The organism is Aliiruegeria sabulilitoris (assembly GCF_001558155.1).
In the GTDB taxonomy this organism is placed as follows: Bacteria; Pseudomonadota; Alphaproteobacteria; order Rhodobacterales; family Rhodobacteraceae; genus Tropicimonas; species Tropicimonas sabulilitoris.
Genome location: NZ_LOAS01000008.1, coordinates 115568 through 132476, shown reverse-complemented (window position 1 = coordinate 132476; position 16909 = coordinate 115568). Strand labels below are relative to the sequence as shown.

Genomic DNA, 16909 nt, shown 5'->3' with positions numbered 1-16909 from the left:
GGTCGGATCAGTTGGCGGCTTTCACACGGTCAAGAACGCCGCCTTCGATTGCCTCAAGACCGGCCGGCACCGGCGGGTACCACTTGATGTTATCGATCGCTTCGGGCGGGAAGCTGGTCTGGAAACGTGCCTTCAGGTCGTCTGCTGCAAACTCGTCAGCTCCCTTCGACGCAGTGAAGTTACCCGCAGCCGCGGTGATCATCGCCGCTACCTCGGGTTGCATCACGAAGTTGATCCAGGCATAGGCGGCCTCGTCGGCCTTGCCCTTGGCCGGCAGCGCGAAAGTATCGACCCAACCGAGTGCTCCGGAGGCCGGCGCCACGAAAGTGATGTCCGGATTGTCGGCGTTCAGCTTCCAGCCGCCGGTGTCCCATGCCATGGAGGCCACAACCTCGCCGGAACGCATCAGTCCCATCAGCTCGTCGCCGCCGCCCCAATAGGTCTTCACGTTGGGCTTGCACTCGATGAGCTTGGCCTCGACCTGTGCCATTACTTCGGAATAGGCGGCCTCGTCGACGTAGGCCTCGAACGGGTCCAGCCCCATCGCGAACGCGAACCCGATCAGCGTCGGGCGCTTGAGGCGATAGGAGACCTTGCCGGCCACATCGTCGCTACAAAGGTCCGTGTAATCCTTGACCATCCCGGCCTTGGACGTGTCGAGTACCAGGCCGCTGGTGCCCCAGATATGCGGAACGCCGAAAACGTCGTTTCCGAGTGTCGTGTTCTCGCCCGTGGCCTCCAGCATCGAAGGAATGAAGAGGGATGTGTCGATCTTCGACATGTCGATCGGCTTGTAGATGCCGAACTCCTCCTGCGGGCCGGCAATCCGGTCCTGGCTCGGTTGGGCAAGATCGAAACCGCCGCCGCCCGTTGCGCGCAGCTTGGCGATCATCTCCTCGTTGTTCGACTTGGTGACCTCGACCTTGTGGCCTGTCTCCGCCTCGAATTTCGCGACGACGTCCTCTGGGGCATAACCTCCCCAGGTCAGAAGGCGCAGTGTCTCAGCGTTTGCAGGCAAGCCGACAATTGCCACGGACAAGGCGAGCGTTGAGACGGCAAGTGAGTTGCGAAAGTTCATGGTAACCACCCTGTTGGCGAATTTATTGTAAGCCCACCCTGCGCCGGGGGGCGCCGGTCCGTCAAATCCTAAATCCCGTAAGCGCTTTCCGTAGAACGAAAACAACGGTGTTCACGGTCGGTCCGTTGAGTCCGGTTCTAATGGGAAGACGTTCTCGTCGCCTTTCGCAACATTTACCGGCAAGCTGTGGACCCATGTTCTCGGCGCATCGATTTCCCGCGCTCCGTCTTTCGTGATCATTGCTGGCGCTGCAAACGATGGAAACTGGAGATGGAAAAGAATGGCCCACTCCGGAGACGTTGATGATGCAATCGCGCCCCTGCGGCTTCGGTGCTGAGGGCGGTGGCGCGAAAGGTAATCGCTCTCGCACCCAAGGAACCCGGCGCGAGTTGCTTCCTTGGGTGCGCCGCTCTCGGAAATGCCGTCGGACTGACATACTGACTTCGCGCTCAGTAGGCATGACGAATGATCTGCTCGTCCATCGTAGAGCAGGCGCGCAGGAGGGGCGCCATAACCCGCTTTGACCGCCGCCGCCATGAACTCCGAGAAGCAGAACGCGATCGGCCGGATAAACCGACGCCCCTCCAAGGAGGGCGGCCCGAATCCGGCCACGATCTAGGTCGATCACCTGTTTGCCGTGTTCGTACAGGGCGGTCCCTCGGCGGCGCATGTCCTTTCTCTGGATGATAGGAGTCGCGATAACTCCGATCCGCTTCTGACATGCTGGTGCCGCAGCGGGTTCTAGAACGATGCGCACTTTCCGGAGTTGTTGATCCGTGTTCGCTACGCTCAGCAGATTCGACGGCAACAGCAGGTGCGTGGAGAAAGTGTCTATGGCAGCTAACTGTCGTTTGCGCTGAACAGTCCATCTAAAAGGTTCATGCGACCATACCGCCTTTGGACCTGACCACTTTCTTCAAGTGTCCCCAGGATCTTCGAGATCACCGAGCGGGAAAGTGCGCACATCTCTGCCAGGTCGGTCTGGGTGATGGGCAAGAAGCGACGCGTGCGGCCAGGCCCCGAGAGATCCTGCAACACCATTCGAACCCGTTGGCGCGGATCGGTGATCAACAGGTTGCGGGCGACCCGGGCAGCAACGCCCGTGCTGATCGCCGATTGTATCCCGAGACACCTCCAGCCGGATGGTGTTGTGTCACAAATCTGCTGAAGCTGCGTGAGGGGGAGATGAACAAGGTCGCAATCCGACAGCGCGGCAACGGTGACTTGTCGTGGCATCCCGGTGATCGCCGCCGCTTCGCCGAACCAATCACCGGGCCCGAATGCGTGCCCGGTCAACACCACGGCATGACCGAGGTCGAGGCGTACGCCGACCATACCGTCTAGCACTCCGTAGATTCCGCCTGCTGGATCCATCATCTCGTAGATCAGCTTGCCTTTGCGGACCGTCTGGCGTTGCGCCGCATCCAGGACGGATCTGGCGAATTCGGCGTCGATCGAGCGCAACCAGACAGAATGCGCGAGGATTGACCTGTCCTTTGACGAAAGAGGCACGTCTTTTTCTCCAAATGTCGTCGGGACGACAAACTATTGCCGGCGCTTTTGATAAGCAAGACGGACGCGCACAGGCACCCTGTTTCGGGTGCGCAGGAAACCTGAGGAGCCAGATGTGACCAGAGGATGCACCCGGATGGCTGCCATTGCCGTGATTTCGGCGATTGGTGTGCAGCAGGCGCAGGCCGTCGAGGGCGGTCTGGAGACCTATCTGCTTGGCAGTCGCGACAGTATGGCCGGGATCTTGCCGCCCGCAGGCACCTATATCAACAACGATATCGTGCGTTTCAGCGGCACCGCGCCAAGTGTGTCCATGGGCGGCGCCGTTCTGGAAGACCCGAAACTGGACGTCACGATCTACAAGTTCAACGCCACCCATGTGTTCGATGCCACTGTGGCGGGTGCCCGGTTCGGGTTGAACCTGAACATCCCCTATGTCTGGTCCAACATTGACCTCAACGGAGAGATTTCGAGCCTTCTTTCCGGCGGTCTCAGCGACCAGCAGTATTCCTTCTCCGACATCACTGTGTCGCCGATCTTTGGCTGGACACATGGTAACCTGCACCAGACCCTGGCACTTCAGCTCTTCCTGCCAACAGGCGCCTATGACACGGCCACGATCGATGTACAGGGTCGCAGTGTCGACGTGCTGAGCACTGGCAAGAACCGGTTCGCCTTCGACCCGACCTGGTCGGTTACCTGGTTCGAGCCGGCCAAGGGGCTGGAACTCAGCGGTGCGTTTGGCATTACGTTCAGTGCCGAAAACGAAGCAACGGAGTACCAGACCGCGCCCGAGGCCCATTTCGAGGGCACCGTGATGCAGCATTTTTCCAACAAGATGGCCGTTGGCGTGACTGGCTACGCCTACAGGCAATTGGACGATGACAGCGGACAGGGCGCCGAGAACATGCGCGGCGTGGTCGGGGCGGAGAGCCTGCAGGCCGAGGTTTACGGGATCGGACCGATCTGGACCTGGTCAACCACGATCGGGAAGGCTCCGGTGAACGTCAAGGCGAAGTATATCGTCGAAAGCGGCGCGCGGCGGCGGTTCGAAAGCGACAAGGCATGGCTCACCGTCGGCTTCGTGTTCTGAAGATGGCTGGTTTCTCGACATCATTCGAGAACGGGAGAAGTGCCCCGATCGCGCCGGCTCACATCTTCTGCGTGACAAACTGCGCAGCATTTCGGAACATTTCAAAAGATTTTCAACAATGGTATTAACGGGAGACTTCGACTGATGCGCTCAACCCTATTCACCGGCCTTCTTGCCACCACCCTGACGGCAACGACGGGGCTTGTTGCAGCTCAGGACGCGATCAATACGGAAGGTCTTTCCGGCCCGGCCGGTCGGGCGTATTCCCCCTATGCGGACAGATCCTATCCCACGCAGGTCTTTTTCGGTGACACCCATGTTCACACCGGCCTGTCCGGAGATGCCGGCGGCGGCGGCACGCGACTTTTGCCGCGTGATGCCTATCGCTTCGCCCGTGGCGATCAGGTGACGTCCAATACCGGTCAGCCGGTGAAATTGTCCCGACCGCTCGATTTCTTCATGATCACGGATCATTCCGATGCGATGGGCGCGATCACCGACATCATCGGTGGCGCCCCGAACATCATGGAAGACGAGCAGGGTCGGTATTTCAACGAGAAATTCAATGCCGGCGGCGAAACCGCGATGCGTGCGGCGCAGGAACTCGTGGCCGCTTTCGCACAGGGCAAGGTTTCCCCCGCGCTGAACTACCAGCCCGGCAACCCCGCCTATGCCCGTGTCTGGGACGACATCATCGCAGCGGCCGAGGAATTCAACGATCCGGGGCAGTTCACCACCTTCATCGCCTATGAATGGACCTCACTCGTGCAGGGGAACAACCTGCACCGAAACGTGATCTTCCGTGGCGGGCCCGAGCGCGCCGGCCAGATCGTGCCCTATACCACGACGCCGCCGATCGGCTCGCCCAACCCGCGCGACCTTTGGGCCTGGATGGCCGAATATGAGAAGCAAACTGGCGGAAACGTGCTGGCCATCCCGCATAACGGCAATCTGTCGAATGGCTGGATGTTCGCGTTGCAGGACGACTTCGCCGAAGGCGCCCCACTGGATGCGGCCTATGCGGAAGCGCGGCAGAAATGGGAGCCGCTTTACGAGGCAACACAGATCAAAGGTGACGGCGAGGCGCATCCCATGCTTTCGCCGGACGACGAATTCGCCGATTTCGAGACCTGGGATTATGGCAACCTCGACGCGTCCGAGGCAAAGACGCTCGAAATGCTGCCAGCCGAATACGTTCGCTCCGGCCTCGCGCGGGGCCTTGCAGTGGAGGCGGAACTGGGCGTGAACCCGTTCAAGTTCGGCCTGGTCGGTGCCTCCGATACCCATACCGGCCTGACCCCGCCGGATAACGACAATTTCTTTGGCAAGTTCACCGCCTACGAGCCCAGCCCGGAACGTGCCAAGCATGTGTCGAAATCCTTTGCTGACGGCTCAACCGCGCTCATGTCCTACCAGTACATCACCGGCGGACTGACGGCAGTCTGGGCCGAGCAGAACTCGCGCGGTGCGATTTGGGACGGGATGAAACGGCGCGAGACCTATGCGACCACCGGCCCGCGAATGCGGGTGCGTTTCTTTGGAGGCCGCGACTTCGAGCCAGCGGATGCCCTGCGCCGCGATCTTGCGTTCGTGGGCTACAGCAAGGGCGTGCCCATGGGTGCCGACCTTCAGGCAGGAGAGCAAGCGCCGTCGTTCCTCGTCTATGCGCTGCGCGATCCGATGGGGGCGAATCTCGACCGCATCCAGATCGTGAAAGGGTGGCTGGCCGAGACCGGCGAGCAGCGCGAAAAGGTCTATGATGTCGCCTGGTCAGACGATCGCAAGCCGGGCGCCGACGGCAAGCTTCCGCTCGTTGGCAACACGGTAGACCTGTCGATCCCGGCCTGGACCAATACCATCGGCGCGTCGGAGTTGGGCGCGGTCTGGCAGGACCCGGACTGGGACCCGGCCCGGAGCGCGTTCTACTATGCCCGCGTCATCGAGATCCCGACGCCGCGCTGGACTGCCTACGATGCCGTGAAATTCGGCATCGAGATGCCCGCGGAGGCAAAGATGATCACCCAGGAACGGGCCTACAGCTCGCCGATCTGGTACAGCCCGAGCGACGGAGAAAAGTGATGTTAAAGAACGTGTTGTCAGCCACCGCGTTTGCAGGGGTCGCAAGCCTCGCCATGGCCGAACCGAACCCGTTGCGTGATGCCTATTTCGGCGAGACACACCTGCACACGGCCTTTTCGCTCGACGCCTACATCGGCGGCACGCGGCTGATGCCGGCCGACAGCCTTGCCTATGCGAAGGGCGAACCGGTGACATTGCCGGATGGCACGACCGCCCAGCACAGGCGTCCGCTTGACTTCGCGGCGGTAACCGATCACGCCGAATATCTCGGCGAGATGTATTCGACCATGTTCGAGGCCGCCCCGGGACATGACAACGAGGATCTCGTCGCGTTGCGCGGGTTGGAAAGTCTTGAGGACCGGCAGCAATGGTTCATCAAATACGTGGTGTCCTCCAACCGCTCCGCGACCCCGCAGCACCCGCCGTTCTTTGCGGGTCCGGAGACGTCGAAATCGGCCTGGCAGGTGATTGTCGAGGCCGCCGAGGAGGCCAACGATCCCGGCACCTTCACCGCGTTGATCGGATTCGAATGGTCCGCCGCGCCCAATGGCGCGAACCTGCACCGCAATGTGCTGTTCCGCGACAATAACGTGCCCGCGAGCGTGCCGAGCTATATCGACATCAACGAGGAGGAGAACCTTTGGGCCTGGATGAAGGGGCAGGACGCCGAAGGACGCCGCCTGCTCGCCATTCCGCACAATTCCAATGCCTCCAAGGGGCGCATGTTCCCCGATACCGACAGCTTCGGTGAGGCGATGGACCTCGAATATGCCCGCACGCGGCAGGCCTACGAACCGCTGATCGAGATGATGCAGGTGAAGGGCAATTCGGAGGTGCACCGCAAGTTCTGGGCCGCCGACGAGTTCGCCGGCTTCGAGAACGCGGATTCTATCCAGAAGAACTCGGGCCGCATCTTCCGCCAGCGCGATTTCGTGCGCGGGGGGCTGATCGATGGGCTGGGCTATGAATTCGCGCTTGGCGTGAACCCGTTCAAATACGGCTTCATCGGCGGCACCGACAATCACAACGGCATGATGTCTGCCGTGGCCGAAGACAGCTTCATCGGCGCGCACGGGCCGGAAGATGGCAGCGTGGAGCGCCGCCGCACCGGTAGCGTCGCCGGCTGGATCGACGGGCAGGACCTTTCCATCGGAGCGCTCGCCGGCGTTTGGGCGACCGAAAACACCCGCGCCGGGATCTGGGACGCGATGAAACGGCGCGAGACCTTCGCGACTTCCGGCCCCCGCATAAAGATTCGTATGTTCAGCGGTGTTGGGTTGTCCGCCCCGTCTGACCCGGTGGCGATGGCGCGGGAGGGCTACCTGTTGGGCACCCACATGGGCGGCAACCTGCCTCCGCTTGGCGAGGCGCCGACCTTTACCGTGTATGCCGAAAAGGACCCGATGGGCGCAAATCTCGATCGGATCCAGATCATCAAGGGCTGGGTCGACGAATATGGCGACGCGAACGAAAAGATCATCGACGTGGTCTGGGCCGGCGAGCGCGTGCTTGACCCGGCCACGGGAAAGCTTCCGCCCGTTGGCAACACCGTGAACCTGGAAACAGCGATGTTCACCAACGACATAGGAGCGCCGATTCTCATGGGGAGTTGGACGGACAAGGACTACAACCCGCAGGCGATGGCCTTCTACTACGCCCGCGCCATCGAAATCCCGACCCCGCGCTGGACAACCTATGACGCCGTGCGCAACGACTTGCCACTTCTGGAGGACGTCCCCGCAGTGATCCAGGAGCGCGCCTGGGGCTCGCCGATTTTCTACTCGCCAGCAAATTGAGCCGTAGCATCATCGAGCTGCGAGACTTGCGAAGAAAGCGCCCGTCGAACGATGCTCGGCGGAGAATTCGACTTGGAACGGTCCAGAAAAGCGCTGCTCGGGCTTCCACGCAATGTGGTCCGATCCGGACATTGGTCTGGCCCGGCGCGCAAGGCGGTATTGGGCGTATTCCGTTCTCTAATTCGTCAAACGTTTCCGGGTCAGTTCTTCGGTTCGTGTGCATTGAGGGCTGCCGTTCTCTACGTGTTTTGATGGCACCACATGGGATAACCGTGGCCTCGATCGCCAGGTTGAGCCAGTCCGGACCTTCCTTGTCGAGGATGATGCCGAGGCGCGTGGCCGTGTCGCGAAGCGGCTGGCGTACGGCGTCTCGGCCACGGCAGAGAAGCGCCTGCCTTAGAGAGGCGCGCCAGGCCTGTTCCTGGCGCAGCGCTTCCTCCGCGACGGCCAGGCTCCGCGTCGGCGCCAGGGCACGGTGACGATCGAAGGATTCGATCAGGAATCTGGCCATTTCGACCAGGATCTGCTCTGCGATTTCGGGCGCGATCGGCATCGTCTTCTCCGTCATTGCGGCGAAGGCTTGCTCGCTGATGTCGGTGAGACGAGCCGCGACAGCCTTCGCTTCTCGGAGGACCTGTGTTCTCAGGGAGAAGACAAAAAATTTTTCTGGCCCCTGGGACGTTTTTTTCTGCGGCCTGGTTTCGGGGATTACGGTGCCTCCAGAAGTAGCCGGTGGGGCGGGATTCGAGGTGGGGTTGTCCGGTCGGTCGTCTTGGCATGGCGCGTCTCTCCCGTGCACGCGAATGTGCACCGGAATGTGACGAGAGATGTGGACTTGTGACGCGACCTCCAACTCCATGCGGAGGTGGTTTTCCAAAATCCGAACGTTTTCAACGCTGTGTGAGGATTTTGGCTCCGGCGGTAGGCGCTGAGGTCAAATCTCAAGGTTATCTAACCCTTTGAAAGTTCGTAGAAAATCTGTGGACTGCGGCTCGTTGTTCCCCCGGTTGCACCCCGAATGTATCCCCTTTATGACGGGCGCGACAACCCCAGACGAGCCGGAGGCGCATTCGAAATCATGACTGTCGACATGCTCCTCGGCACCTCCGTAAAATGCTGGTGAATTGAAGATCAGGCAGTAAACTGCCACGTCATGAGTGCTCTGAAGACATCGATGACGACGGTGGCCGGGTGGGGGCCGCTGCCGGAGCTTGTCCGTGAGATGTCCGGTGAGCGAACGCTTCGACGGGTGTTGGAAGCCGCGGGAATACCGGTCGGCGTTCTGGACGCGCCACAGCAGCGAATACCGATTGCCAGGATGGTGCAGCTTTTCGAAGGGGCAACACGAGCGGTTGGCGAGGAGACCTTTGGCCTGCGGGTGGGGCGCGGGACGCAGCTTGCGGATTACGGTGACTGGGCCGGCTATTGCGCAGGCGCAAGAACTTTGGCCGATGGATTGGAGCGTGTTTGCAAGGCGATCTGGGTCCACGAGGCCGGTAGCCGCATGTGGATCGCACCAGAAGAGGACCATGTCGTCTGGCGATATTCAACAGAGCTTCGTGCCGATCTTCGCGGCCGGGCATTCTCAGACCACCTTCTGAAGCCAATGCTGGACTTCCCGCGCGCCTTTCTTGGGCCCGACTGGGAACCGGACTGGATCGAACTGGATTACGCCCTTCCTCGGTCCACCAGTTTGCACGATGAGCTTGCATCCTGTGCTTTCTGTTTCGAGCGCCCGGCTGTCGGTGTGCCGGTGCGGCGTGCCGATCTCGCGGCGCGCACACGACTGCCCGATATCTTGCCGAGACCGGTCACCTCGCTCGACCTGAAGAAATACAGGCCACGAAGAAAAGATGGTCCCTTGGAGCACATGGTCGAGATAATCGATCTGTGTTTGCTCGATGGAACGACAGAGTTGGAGAATGTGGCTCAGTTATTGGACCTGGGGCCTCGCACATTGCAGCGACAGCTCTCCCGCCACGGAACGCAGTATCGGACCCTGCTGGAGGAGGCGCGACGGCGCCGGGCAAAGGCTCTGCTGCTTGAGACGTCGCGTCCGATCAAGGCTATTGCAGCCGATCTCGGTTACCAGGAGGCGCAGAATTTCACGCGCGCCTTCGGGGCTTGGTACGGCACAAGCCCGAAAGCCTTTCGTGCCGCATATCGCCGGGCGTTCGACTGATCGGTTTCCCAAACACGATGCTGTCGCGAAATGATAGGTTTTTTTGAGCCCGTGCCTTTCTACAGATGTTACCCTTCGGGTTGAAACGCGTGGTCCAGTGGCCGGGATGCATGGAACAGGGCTTCTGGAAACAGACACCGCGCGGGATTTCGTGGAGGGGAAAATGGCCAAACGCACTCATAAGGCAGAAATGCATAGACCGTTGGCGTCGGTTGCCGCGGTGATTTCGATCTCACTAGCGGGCGGAAGCGCAGTTGCTTTCGACGGAGCAGTGGCGCCGGAAACCGTGGCGAGGGGCGTCTATTCTCCGTTCGTGGGGCGGTCCTATCCTGACAAGGTCCTCTTTGGCGACCTGCACTTCCACACAGAAATCTCCTTTGACGCCGGGCTTATCGGCACGTCGCTGAACATCCACGATGCCTTCCGAGTTGCGAGGGGCGAGAAGATCATCTCGAACACCGGGCAGCCAGTGCAATTAATCCGGCCGCTCGATTTCCTCGCGATCACGGAACATGCGGAGATGCTGGGCCTTGCCACCGCGATACGGACAGCCGATCGGCGCCTGTTGGAGGACGAATGGGGCCGCCAGACCTATGAGCTCTTCCATTCGGGTCAGCAGGGCCGGATGGCCGCTTTTGCAGATATCATCGATATCGGTACGGTTCAGGGCCGCGACCCGACTGCGGGGCTCGACCTAGACGGGGATATCTGGCTCGATATCGTCGACACCGTGGAGAAATACAACGATCCAGGCAGTTTCACCGCGTTGGCCGGTTTCGAATGGACCTTCACGCCGCAGGGGGACAACTTACATCGCGTGGTGATCTTTGGCGATGGGGCGGAGAAGACCGCGCAAACCCGTCCGTTTACCTTCTTCGAAGGGTCTGACCCCGAACTTCTATGGAACTACCTCGAAGGCTATGAGGACACGACCGGGGGGAAGGTAATTGCCGTGCCCCACAACGCCAATATGTCGAACGGGCTGATGTTCGCGCCGACCAAGTTCGACGGTTCGCCGATGGACACGGATTACGCAACCAAGCGCGCCCGCTGGGAGCCCATGCACGAGATGACGCAGATCAAGGGCGACGAGGAGACCCACCCGCTGCTCTCACCCGACGACGAGTTCGCCGATTTCGAAAGCTGGGATGTCGCCAACCTCTCCGGCACGGCGGCCAAGGAGCCGGAAATGCTCCGCTACGAATATGCCCGTTCCGCGCTGAAGGTAGGGCTCGAGGTCGAACGCGATCTAGGTGTGAACCCTTTCAAATTCGGCTTTTACGGTACGACCGACACCCACACGGCAATCCCGACCACGCGAGAGGACAACTACTTCGGCAAATACCAACATACCGAGCCCTCAGCCAACCGACATAATATCGACGTCATCCCGGCCGATGACCCGGCCCTGCGCATCCTGACCGCCCAGGAGAGCGCAGCTGGTCTAACGGCCGTCTGGGCTCGGGAGAACACGCGCGACGAGGTCTTCGGCGCGATTACTCGCAAGGAAGCCTATGCCACGACTGGCTCGCGTATCCGTGTCCGAGTTTTCGGCGGTTGGGATTTCGAAGTGGACGACCTCGGCGCGCCAGATTTCGTGGCAACTGGGTACAGCCGTGGCGTTCCGATGGGCGGTGATCTGCGCAACGCCCCGGAAGGTTCCTCACCGCGATTCATGGTTCATGCATTGCGTGACCCGGACGGCGCCAATCTCGACAGGGTGCAGGTAATCAAGGGTTGGATCGATGCTGAAGGTAAGACGCACGAGCGGGTTTTCGACATCGCCGTCTCGGGCGACCGGGAGATTGGCGAAGATGGCCGCGCACGCGAACCTGTCGGCAGCACGGTCGACATTCAGAACGCAACGTTCACCAACACTATTGGAGCAGCAGCGCTGTCCGGCTACTGGGAGGACCCCGAATTCGACCCAGCGCAGGACGCGTTCTACTATGTCCGCATCCTCGAGATTCCCAAGCCTCGCTGGACAACCTACGATGCCGCATTCTTTGACATCGAGCTTCCCGAGAGCGTACCTCCCACTGTGCAAGACCGCGCCTATACCTCGCCGATCTGGTACAGCTCTGGAAACTGAACCCGTCACTCGCGATGTTGTTGAGCGCAATTAATGTTGTCGTCGCGGCGCTGTGGTCGCCTGTGTGTTGCGGGCTAAGAATTTCCTTGATGTGAGCGGAAAGGCGGCTTCTTCCCTCGCGACCGGAGTTCTGGTTGGAAGTTGACCGTTCTCAACACAGAAATCTTGTCATGATCTCGGGAAACATGGAGCAGACATCACTTGCGAGTGCTTGTAGTGGCAGCAGTAGGACGGTCTCGTAGGTCGATTTCTTTTGCAGATGTGATGTCGAAGATCGTACGAGCGTCAGCAATGCACAGGAAACGGCCAGTGCGGTGTAATTCGGCCCAATGTATCCGGTTTGATTTCCGGCAAAAAAATCTGAGCGCCAGAGATTGATATAGTAGTTTAGGCAATCCCCCCCGTGGGGGGGTAGTTCTAGTGAAAGAGCGTCGCACAATAGTCCTTGGGAGGCGGTAGGGACCTCTTCATACCTGCATGGACAATCCCCTCGGGACACCGAGAAGGGCCTCTAGGTGCCCGCTGGTGGAGTCTAGAAAGTGCTCGTTGGGTATACCGCAGCAAACATCCGGTAAGCCGTCCGAATGGGTGTTCTTAAGGGTTGACTTCGACATGTGAACATATCATTCATATGAACAGAAACCCTGTGCACACATCCGGAGCCGACCCAATGGCCGATAACAAGACAGTCCTCTACGCCCGTGTCTCGACAGCCGAGCAGACCATTGATCACCAGAAGGAACAGGCTGAGAAGGCAGGTTTCGCATTGGATGAAGTCATCGACGACAAGGGGGTGAGCGGCGTCAGCACGAAGCTGAAAGACCGGGAAGGGGGCAAGCGTCTGTTTGACATCCTCCGCAATGGGGATGTGCTGGTGGTCCGCTGGTTGGACAGGCTTGGCCGGAACTACGAAGATGTGACCGAGACCGTGCGGGAGTTCCTCAAAAGTGGAGTGACGGTCAAGACGATCATCGGAGGCATGACCTTTGACGCCCATCCTCGCAGTGACATGCAGAAGGCTGTTCAGGACGCTCTGTTGGCGTTCATGGCGGCACAGGCATCCGCACAGGTGCAGGCCCAGAAGGAGGCCCAGCGGGCCGGAATAGAGCACCACAAGCGAACATCTCCGGAGAAGTACCGGGGCCGGAAGCCGAGGTATGACAGGGAGCAACTGGAGGCCGTGATCGCGGAAGCGACAGCAGGCACGAACCAGAGCCAGATCGCGGCTAAGACAGGCGTGCACCGGAACGCAGTCATCCGCATCCTTAAAGACCCCACAGCGGCCTCCGCGATGTTGACCAAGTGGGAAGATGCGGAGGCCGAGCGGGACGGAGATCGTGGGCAGGCATGCTGAAAAGGTCGCCCCAAGGCTGACGGCATGGAAGGACAGCTTTGCTGACTAATTCACCCACCCCATAGCATAGGAAGAACTGAGCGGTCCTTCGGGTGGTTGGGAATTTCCTGGTTGTGATGGAGCGGCGGGGCGATCTGTCTCTTTTGCTCTGCACTGAACCGGCGCATGAGTGGCCGGACAGACCGAGCAGTCAAAACGAGAGATAACGACATGAACGACAACGCAGCGACCATGGTGCGGTACCAAGACATCAAGGTCTTGGATGCCTTCAAGAACCGGAGCCACTTTGACGGGACCCATCTGGCGACCTTGCGGCAGGCGCTACGGAACACCGGAAAGCTCGACCCTGTGACGCTCTGGCAGGAAGTCAACGGCGAGGGGTGCAAGACGGGGCGTCTTGTTCTGCTTGATGGAGCGTATCGGCTCGGGGCCTACAGAGCGGAATGGGAAAAGCGCGGCGAGAAACCCGGAGGCGTTCCCGCGAAGGTTTTCGTTGGTTCGCCCGTGGAGGCCGAATTGGAAGCGCTCAGAGCGAACACCAAACACGGTCTGCCACTCACAGCCCCGGAGCGCACCGCCGCCGCATGGAGGCTCGTTCGCAAGCACCGGAACGTGATTTCCAAGGCAAACTTAGCCAAAGCGTCGGGCGTGTCCGAACGAACCATTGCCACCATGCGGAAGAAGCTGACCGATTTTGACGAGGCAGGAACGGAACCTCTTGAGTTTTGGTCTCGGGCAAGGCGCTGGCCGAAGGAGGGCGAATGGACGCCGCCGACCAACGAAGAACGGCAGGCCATCGTAGATACCATCGCAAAGGGCATCCACTGGGCCTTGAACCGGACCAAGACGAAGGACGTCGAGACGATAGCAGAGGGCGTTCTCAAAGGTCTGGGCGACCGAAAAACGCGGGCTGTGGCGGATTACCTGTTTGGTGGCGAGGATGAAGACGACCTCGACTTGAGAACCCGGTCGGTGCCGTACGAAGAAGACCCGGACTCCGACTTCTGACAGAGGGGCTGGGCGACTGTTTCGTCCCGTGACCTATGCACCCAATAGGTGTGCAAATTGCATAGCACGGCGCGCCGTTCGGGCAGAGTTCATGGGACGTCCCACGCTTTGTCCGGTGCCAGCGCTAGTGCCGCCTCAAGAGCAACTGCAGTCGTTTTCAGCCGGTCGTCCAAGCCACCGTAAACTCGGTTTCCTACGCCCTCACCGGCGTGGCCAAGGATTCGGTTCTCTTCTCTCACGTGCGCTCCTGACTGCCCAAGCCACGACTTTACATTGTGGCGAAGGGAGTAGACCACGTGGCGCGGGTCTTCAGTCACTATCCTTACGTGGCTCATCAGGGCACCGGAGGCGGCATCCGGACCGCCTTCATGACAGTAGCGCTGGAACAAGAATGGACTATCGGGCGAGGTCTTGCTGGCGTGTGCAACAGCGGCACGGGCTGCTGACAATCCATCGCCAATCAGCGGAACGGGGCGCTGGGCTGTCTTCGTCTTCACCCTGCGGTCCGGGTGCCAGCGCACCCAAATATGGGGCAGCGGATAGTCCAGGCCGAGGTCTTCCAGCCGCAACCCCGTGATCTCGGCACCCCGACAGCCAGTCGCTTGCAGTAGCCGCCAGATCAACCGAAGCTCAGGTATGCGAACGTGAGCCAATACGCGACGGCGAACGTCCACGAGCGTTTGGTTCGGAAGCGGGTCGCGTTTCTCCCACTCGGACGCCTCGCCCGAAGCAGCGTCGGCAGGCATCCCCAGATCGGAGAAGGGGTTCTCGACCTTCCCCTTCAACTCAAGCTCGTTGATTCCGACATTGAATAGCGCGGTGATTGAGTTGAGTTCCCGCCGAACTGACGAAGGAGCAAGCGTTCCCCCGTTGCGCGACGGCGCGGCTAGTAGATAGTCCCGAACTTCCCGGGCGTGCCGTCTTTTGAGGTCTTCCAAGGGAAAGCTGTCGAGAGGACCAAGGCTCTCTTCAAGCCGCCGCTGAACCCGCCTGAAGGTGTCACGCGCAGACTTCTTCGGGTTCCTTCCGAGCTTCTCTTTTTCGTAGACCCGCACAGCGTCCGCGATTGTTGGAGGAGGCGGTGGAGCATCGGGTTGGACTACGGCCCGGAACAGCAACGGGTCAGCGTTCGTTCGCTCAAGCTCGTCTGCCAATACCTCGCGGCGCGCTGTGTCGCCGCCATCTTCAAGAAAACCGAACGCGTCTGCGGTCTGGACCGAGCGAACCAAGGCCTCAGCTTCATCCCGCGTGCTATGCCATCTCTCGCGCTGGGTGCGTGGGTCGTCTAGACCCCGCTGAGCAATGGCGATGTAACGATCAATGCCAGCCTTCCCAAGCGCTTCCGGGCGACCTGCTCGGGCATCTTCGACGAGCCGTTCAAAGGCTGCCGTCAATGTCGCGTGTTCGGTGAGGAAGGCAGCGCCAAGGTCCTGCGTGAGAAACCGGGTCTGGAAGAAGACGACCGGGAATCGCGAGGCGAGGTCGACCGGGAAGCGCCGTCGGTAGACGTACTTCCCCTTGTTCACGGTGACGTTGGGCAGTTTCATGACGAGCGCCATTGTTCGATGTATCCCCGATGTATCCCCAAAAGTAGCCCGAGGGGAAGCGCTAAGCCCTTGTTTCCAAGGCTTTCAGTGGGGTAGCTCGAGAAAAATGGCTCCGGCGGTAGGGATCGAACCTACGACCAATTGATTAACAGTCAACTGCTCTACCGCTGAGCTACGCCGGAACACGGGGGGCGATATAGCAACAGGGGATGGGGGCGTCCAGAGGGATTTTACGAATTTGCCGTAAAGTTCTGATCACCGGTTTCCGGATCCCCGAGCGAAATCTCCCCGTTGGGAAGTGATGAGGCTGATGCTATTTTTTTGTGTTTTAAATCAATAATATGCGCAAGCACGTTCCGTGCGGCGGCAGGAAGGAGAGCCTCGGGCGTATCGGTATAGATGCCACGCGCAAGCGTTTCCAGCGTGCAAGGGCCGCGGGACAGATGGTCGAGTATCTGCTTCTCGCGTTCGCGCCTGTGCTGGATCAGCCAGGTGACCCGCTCCTGCGGATTCTCCACCGTTTCGCCGTGACCCGGAAAATACCGCCTGTCGTTGCGCTCTCGGAGCTTTTCGCACGACGCCATGAAGGCGGTCAGGTCGCCATCGGGGGGCGAGATCAGCGAGGAGGCCCAGCCCATGACGTGGTCGCCGGTGAAGAGAGCCCCGTTCCAGGCAAAGCTCAGGTGGTTGGCGATATGGCCGGGCGTCCAGATCGCCTGCAGGCTCCAGTCGCCCGAACTGACCGTCTTACCATCGGCGAGGCGGATATCTGGCGCGAAATCGGTGTCGATGCCTTCACCGCCGCCTAGCAGGCCCTCCGCGGCAAGCTCTGCCATGATCGGGGAGCGGCCCTCTTCATGCGTACCGAAGGCCAGGACGGGCGCGCCGGTCCGCTGGGCGAGCGGGCGGGCGAGGGGGGAATGATCGAGATGGGAATGGGTGACGAAGATGTGGCTGATGCGCTCGCCCGGCTCCAACGCCGCGAGCAGCGCGTCCAGATGGGTCTCTATCGCGGGTCCGGGGTCGATCACGGCCACGTCGCCCGTGCCGACGACATAGCTGTTGGTGCCATGATAGGTCATGGGCGAGGGGTTGGGCGCCACCACGCGGCGCAGTCCGGGTTCCAGCTGGGTAAAGCGCGGGTCTCGTGACATTTCCCGTTCCTCTC

General features: G+C 60.5%; 11 protein-coding genes and 1 tRNA gene. 7 read left to right on the top strand and 5 right to left on the bottom strand.

The window, feature by feature from the left end; translation table 11 throughout:
* Positions 1 to 7: 7 nt before the first annotated feature.
* Together AX756_RS08125 and AX756_RS08120 are read right to left on the bottom strand one after the other, a co-directional pair.
* Positions 8 to 1078: an extracellular solute-binding protein gene (locus tag AX756_RS08125; RefSeq protein WP_068309955.1), complete on the bottom strand. Its 1071-nt coding sequence runs from the start codon at positions 1076 to 1078 to the stop codon at positions 8 to 10.
* An 840-nt stretch (positions 1079 to 1918) separates the two neighbouring features.
* On the bottom strand, positions 1919 to 2590 hold the full coding sequence (locus AX756_RS08120) for a Crp/Fnr family transcriptional regulator (protein ID WP_068309954.1): 672 nt from the start codon (positions 2588 to 2590) through the stop codon (positions 1919 to 1921).
* Positions 2591 to 2726: 136 nt separating this feature from the next.
* Here AX756_RS08120 and AX756_RS08115 point away from each other — a divergent pair, with 136 nt between their 5' ends.
* The 7 genes from AX756_RS08115 (at position 2727) to AX756_RS08080 (ending at position 14194) form a co-directional block, all read left to right on the top strand.
* Positions 2727 to 3683, top strand: coding sequence for a SphA family protein (locus AX756_RS08115; protein ID WP_068309953.1), 957 nt, complete (start codon positions 2727 to 2729; stop codon positions 3681 to 3683).
* A 144-nt stretch (positions 3684 to 3827) separates the two neighbouring features.
* Positions 3828 to 5762, top strand: a complete 1935-nt coding sequence (locus tag AX756_RS08110; protein WP_068309952.1) for a DUF3604 domain-containing protein — start codon at positions 3828 to 3830, stop codon at positions 5760 to 5762.
* Positions 5762 to 7558, top strand: coding sequence for a DUF3604 domain-containing protein (locus AX756_RS08105; RefSeq protein ID WP_068309951.1), 1797 nt, complete (start codon positions 5762 to 5764; stop codon positions 7556 to 7558). Before AX756_RS08110 ends, AX756_RS08105 begins: the two co-directional genes overlap by 1 nt.
* A 1174-nt stretch (positions 7559 to 8732) precedes the next feature.
* Complete coding sequence (locus AX756_RS08095) at positions 8733 to 9740, top strand: helix-turn-helix domain-containing protein (protein WP_068309949.1); 1008 nt, start codon at positions 8733 to 8735, stop codon at positions 9738 to 9740.
* Between the two features lie 163 nt (positions 9741 to 9903).
* Positions 9904 to 11832, top strand: a complete 1929-nt coding sequence (locus AX756_RS08090) for a DUF3604 domain-containing protein (protein WP_156461427.1) — start codon at positions 9904 to 9906, stop codon at positions 11830 to 11832.
* 670 nt (positions 11833 to 12502) lie between these two features.
* Positions 12503 to 13186, top strand: a complete 684-nt coding sequence (locus AX756_RS08085) for a recombinase family protein (RefSeq protein ID WP_068309948.1) — start codon at positions 12503 to 12505, stop codon at positions 13184 to 13186.
* A gap of 348 nt (positions 13187 to 13534) precedes the next feature.
* Complete coding sequence (locus tag AX756_RS08080; RefSeq protein WP_156461426.1) at positions 13535 to 14194, top strand: hypothetical protein; 660 nt, start codon at positions 13535 to 13537, stop codon at positions 14192 to 14194.
* Between the two features lie 89 nt (positions 14195 to 14283).
* Here the strand turns inward: AX756_RS08080 and AX756_RS08075 are convergent, their stop codons facing one another.
* From AX756_RS08075 to AX756_RS08065, 3 genes are all read right to left on the bottom strand, one after another.
* A complete protein-coding gene (locus tag AX756_RS08075; protein WP_068309946.1) occupies positions 14284 to 15753 on the bottom strand; it encodes a site-specific integrase in 1470 nt (489 codons plus the stop codon).
* Positions 15754 to 15848: 95 nt separating this feature from the next.
* Positions 15849 to 15923, bottom strand: a tRNA-Asn gene (locus tag AX756_RS08070).
* Positions 15924 to 15971: 48 nt separating this feature from the next.
* Positions 15972 to 16895 carry an MBL fold metallo-hydrolase gene (locus AX756_RS08065; RefSeq protein ID WP_068309945.1) on the bottom strand — a complete coding sequence of 308 codons (924 nt, stop codon included), beginning with the start codon at positions 16893 to 16895 and terminating at the stop codon, positions 15972 to 15974.
* Positions 16896 to 16909: the final 14 nt, after the last annotated feature.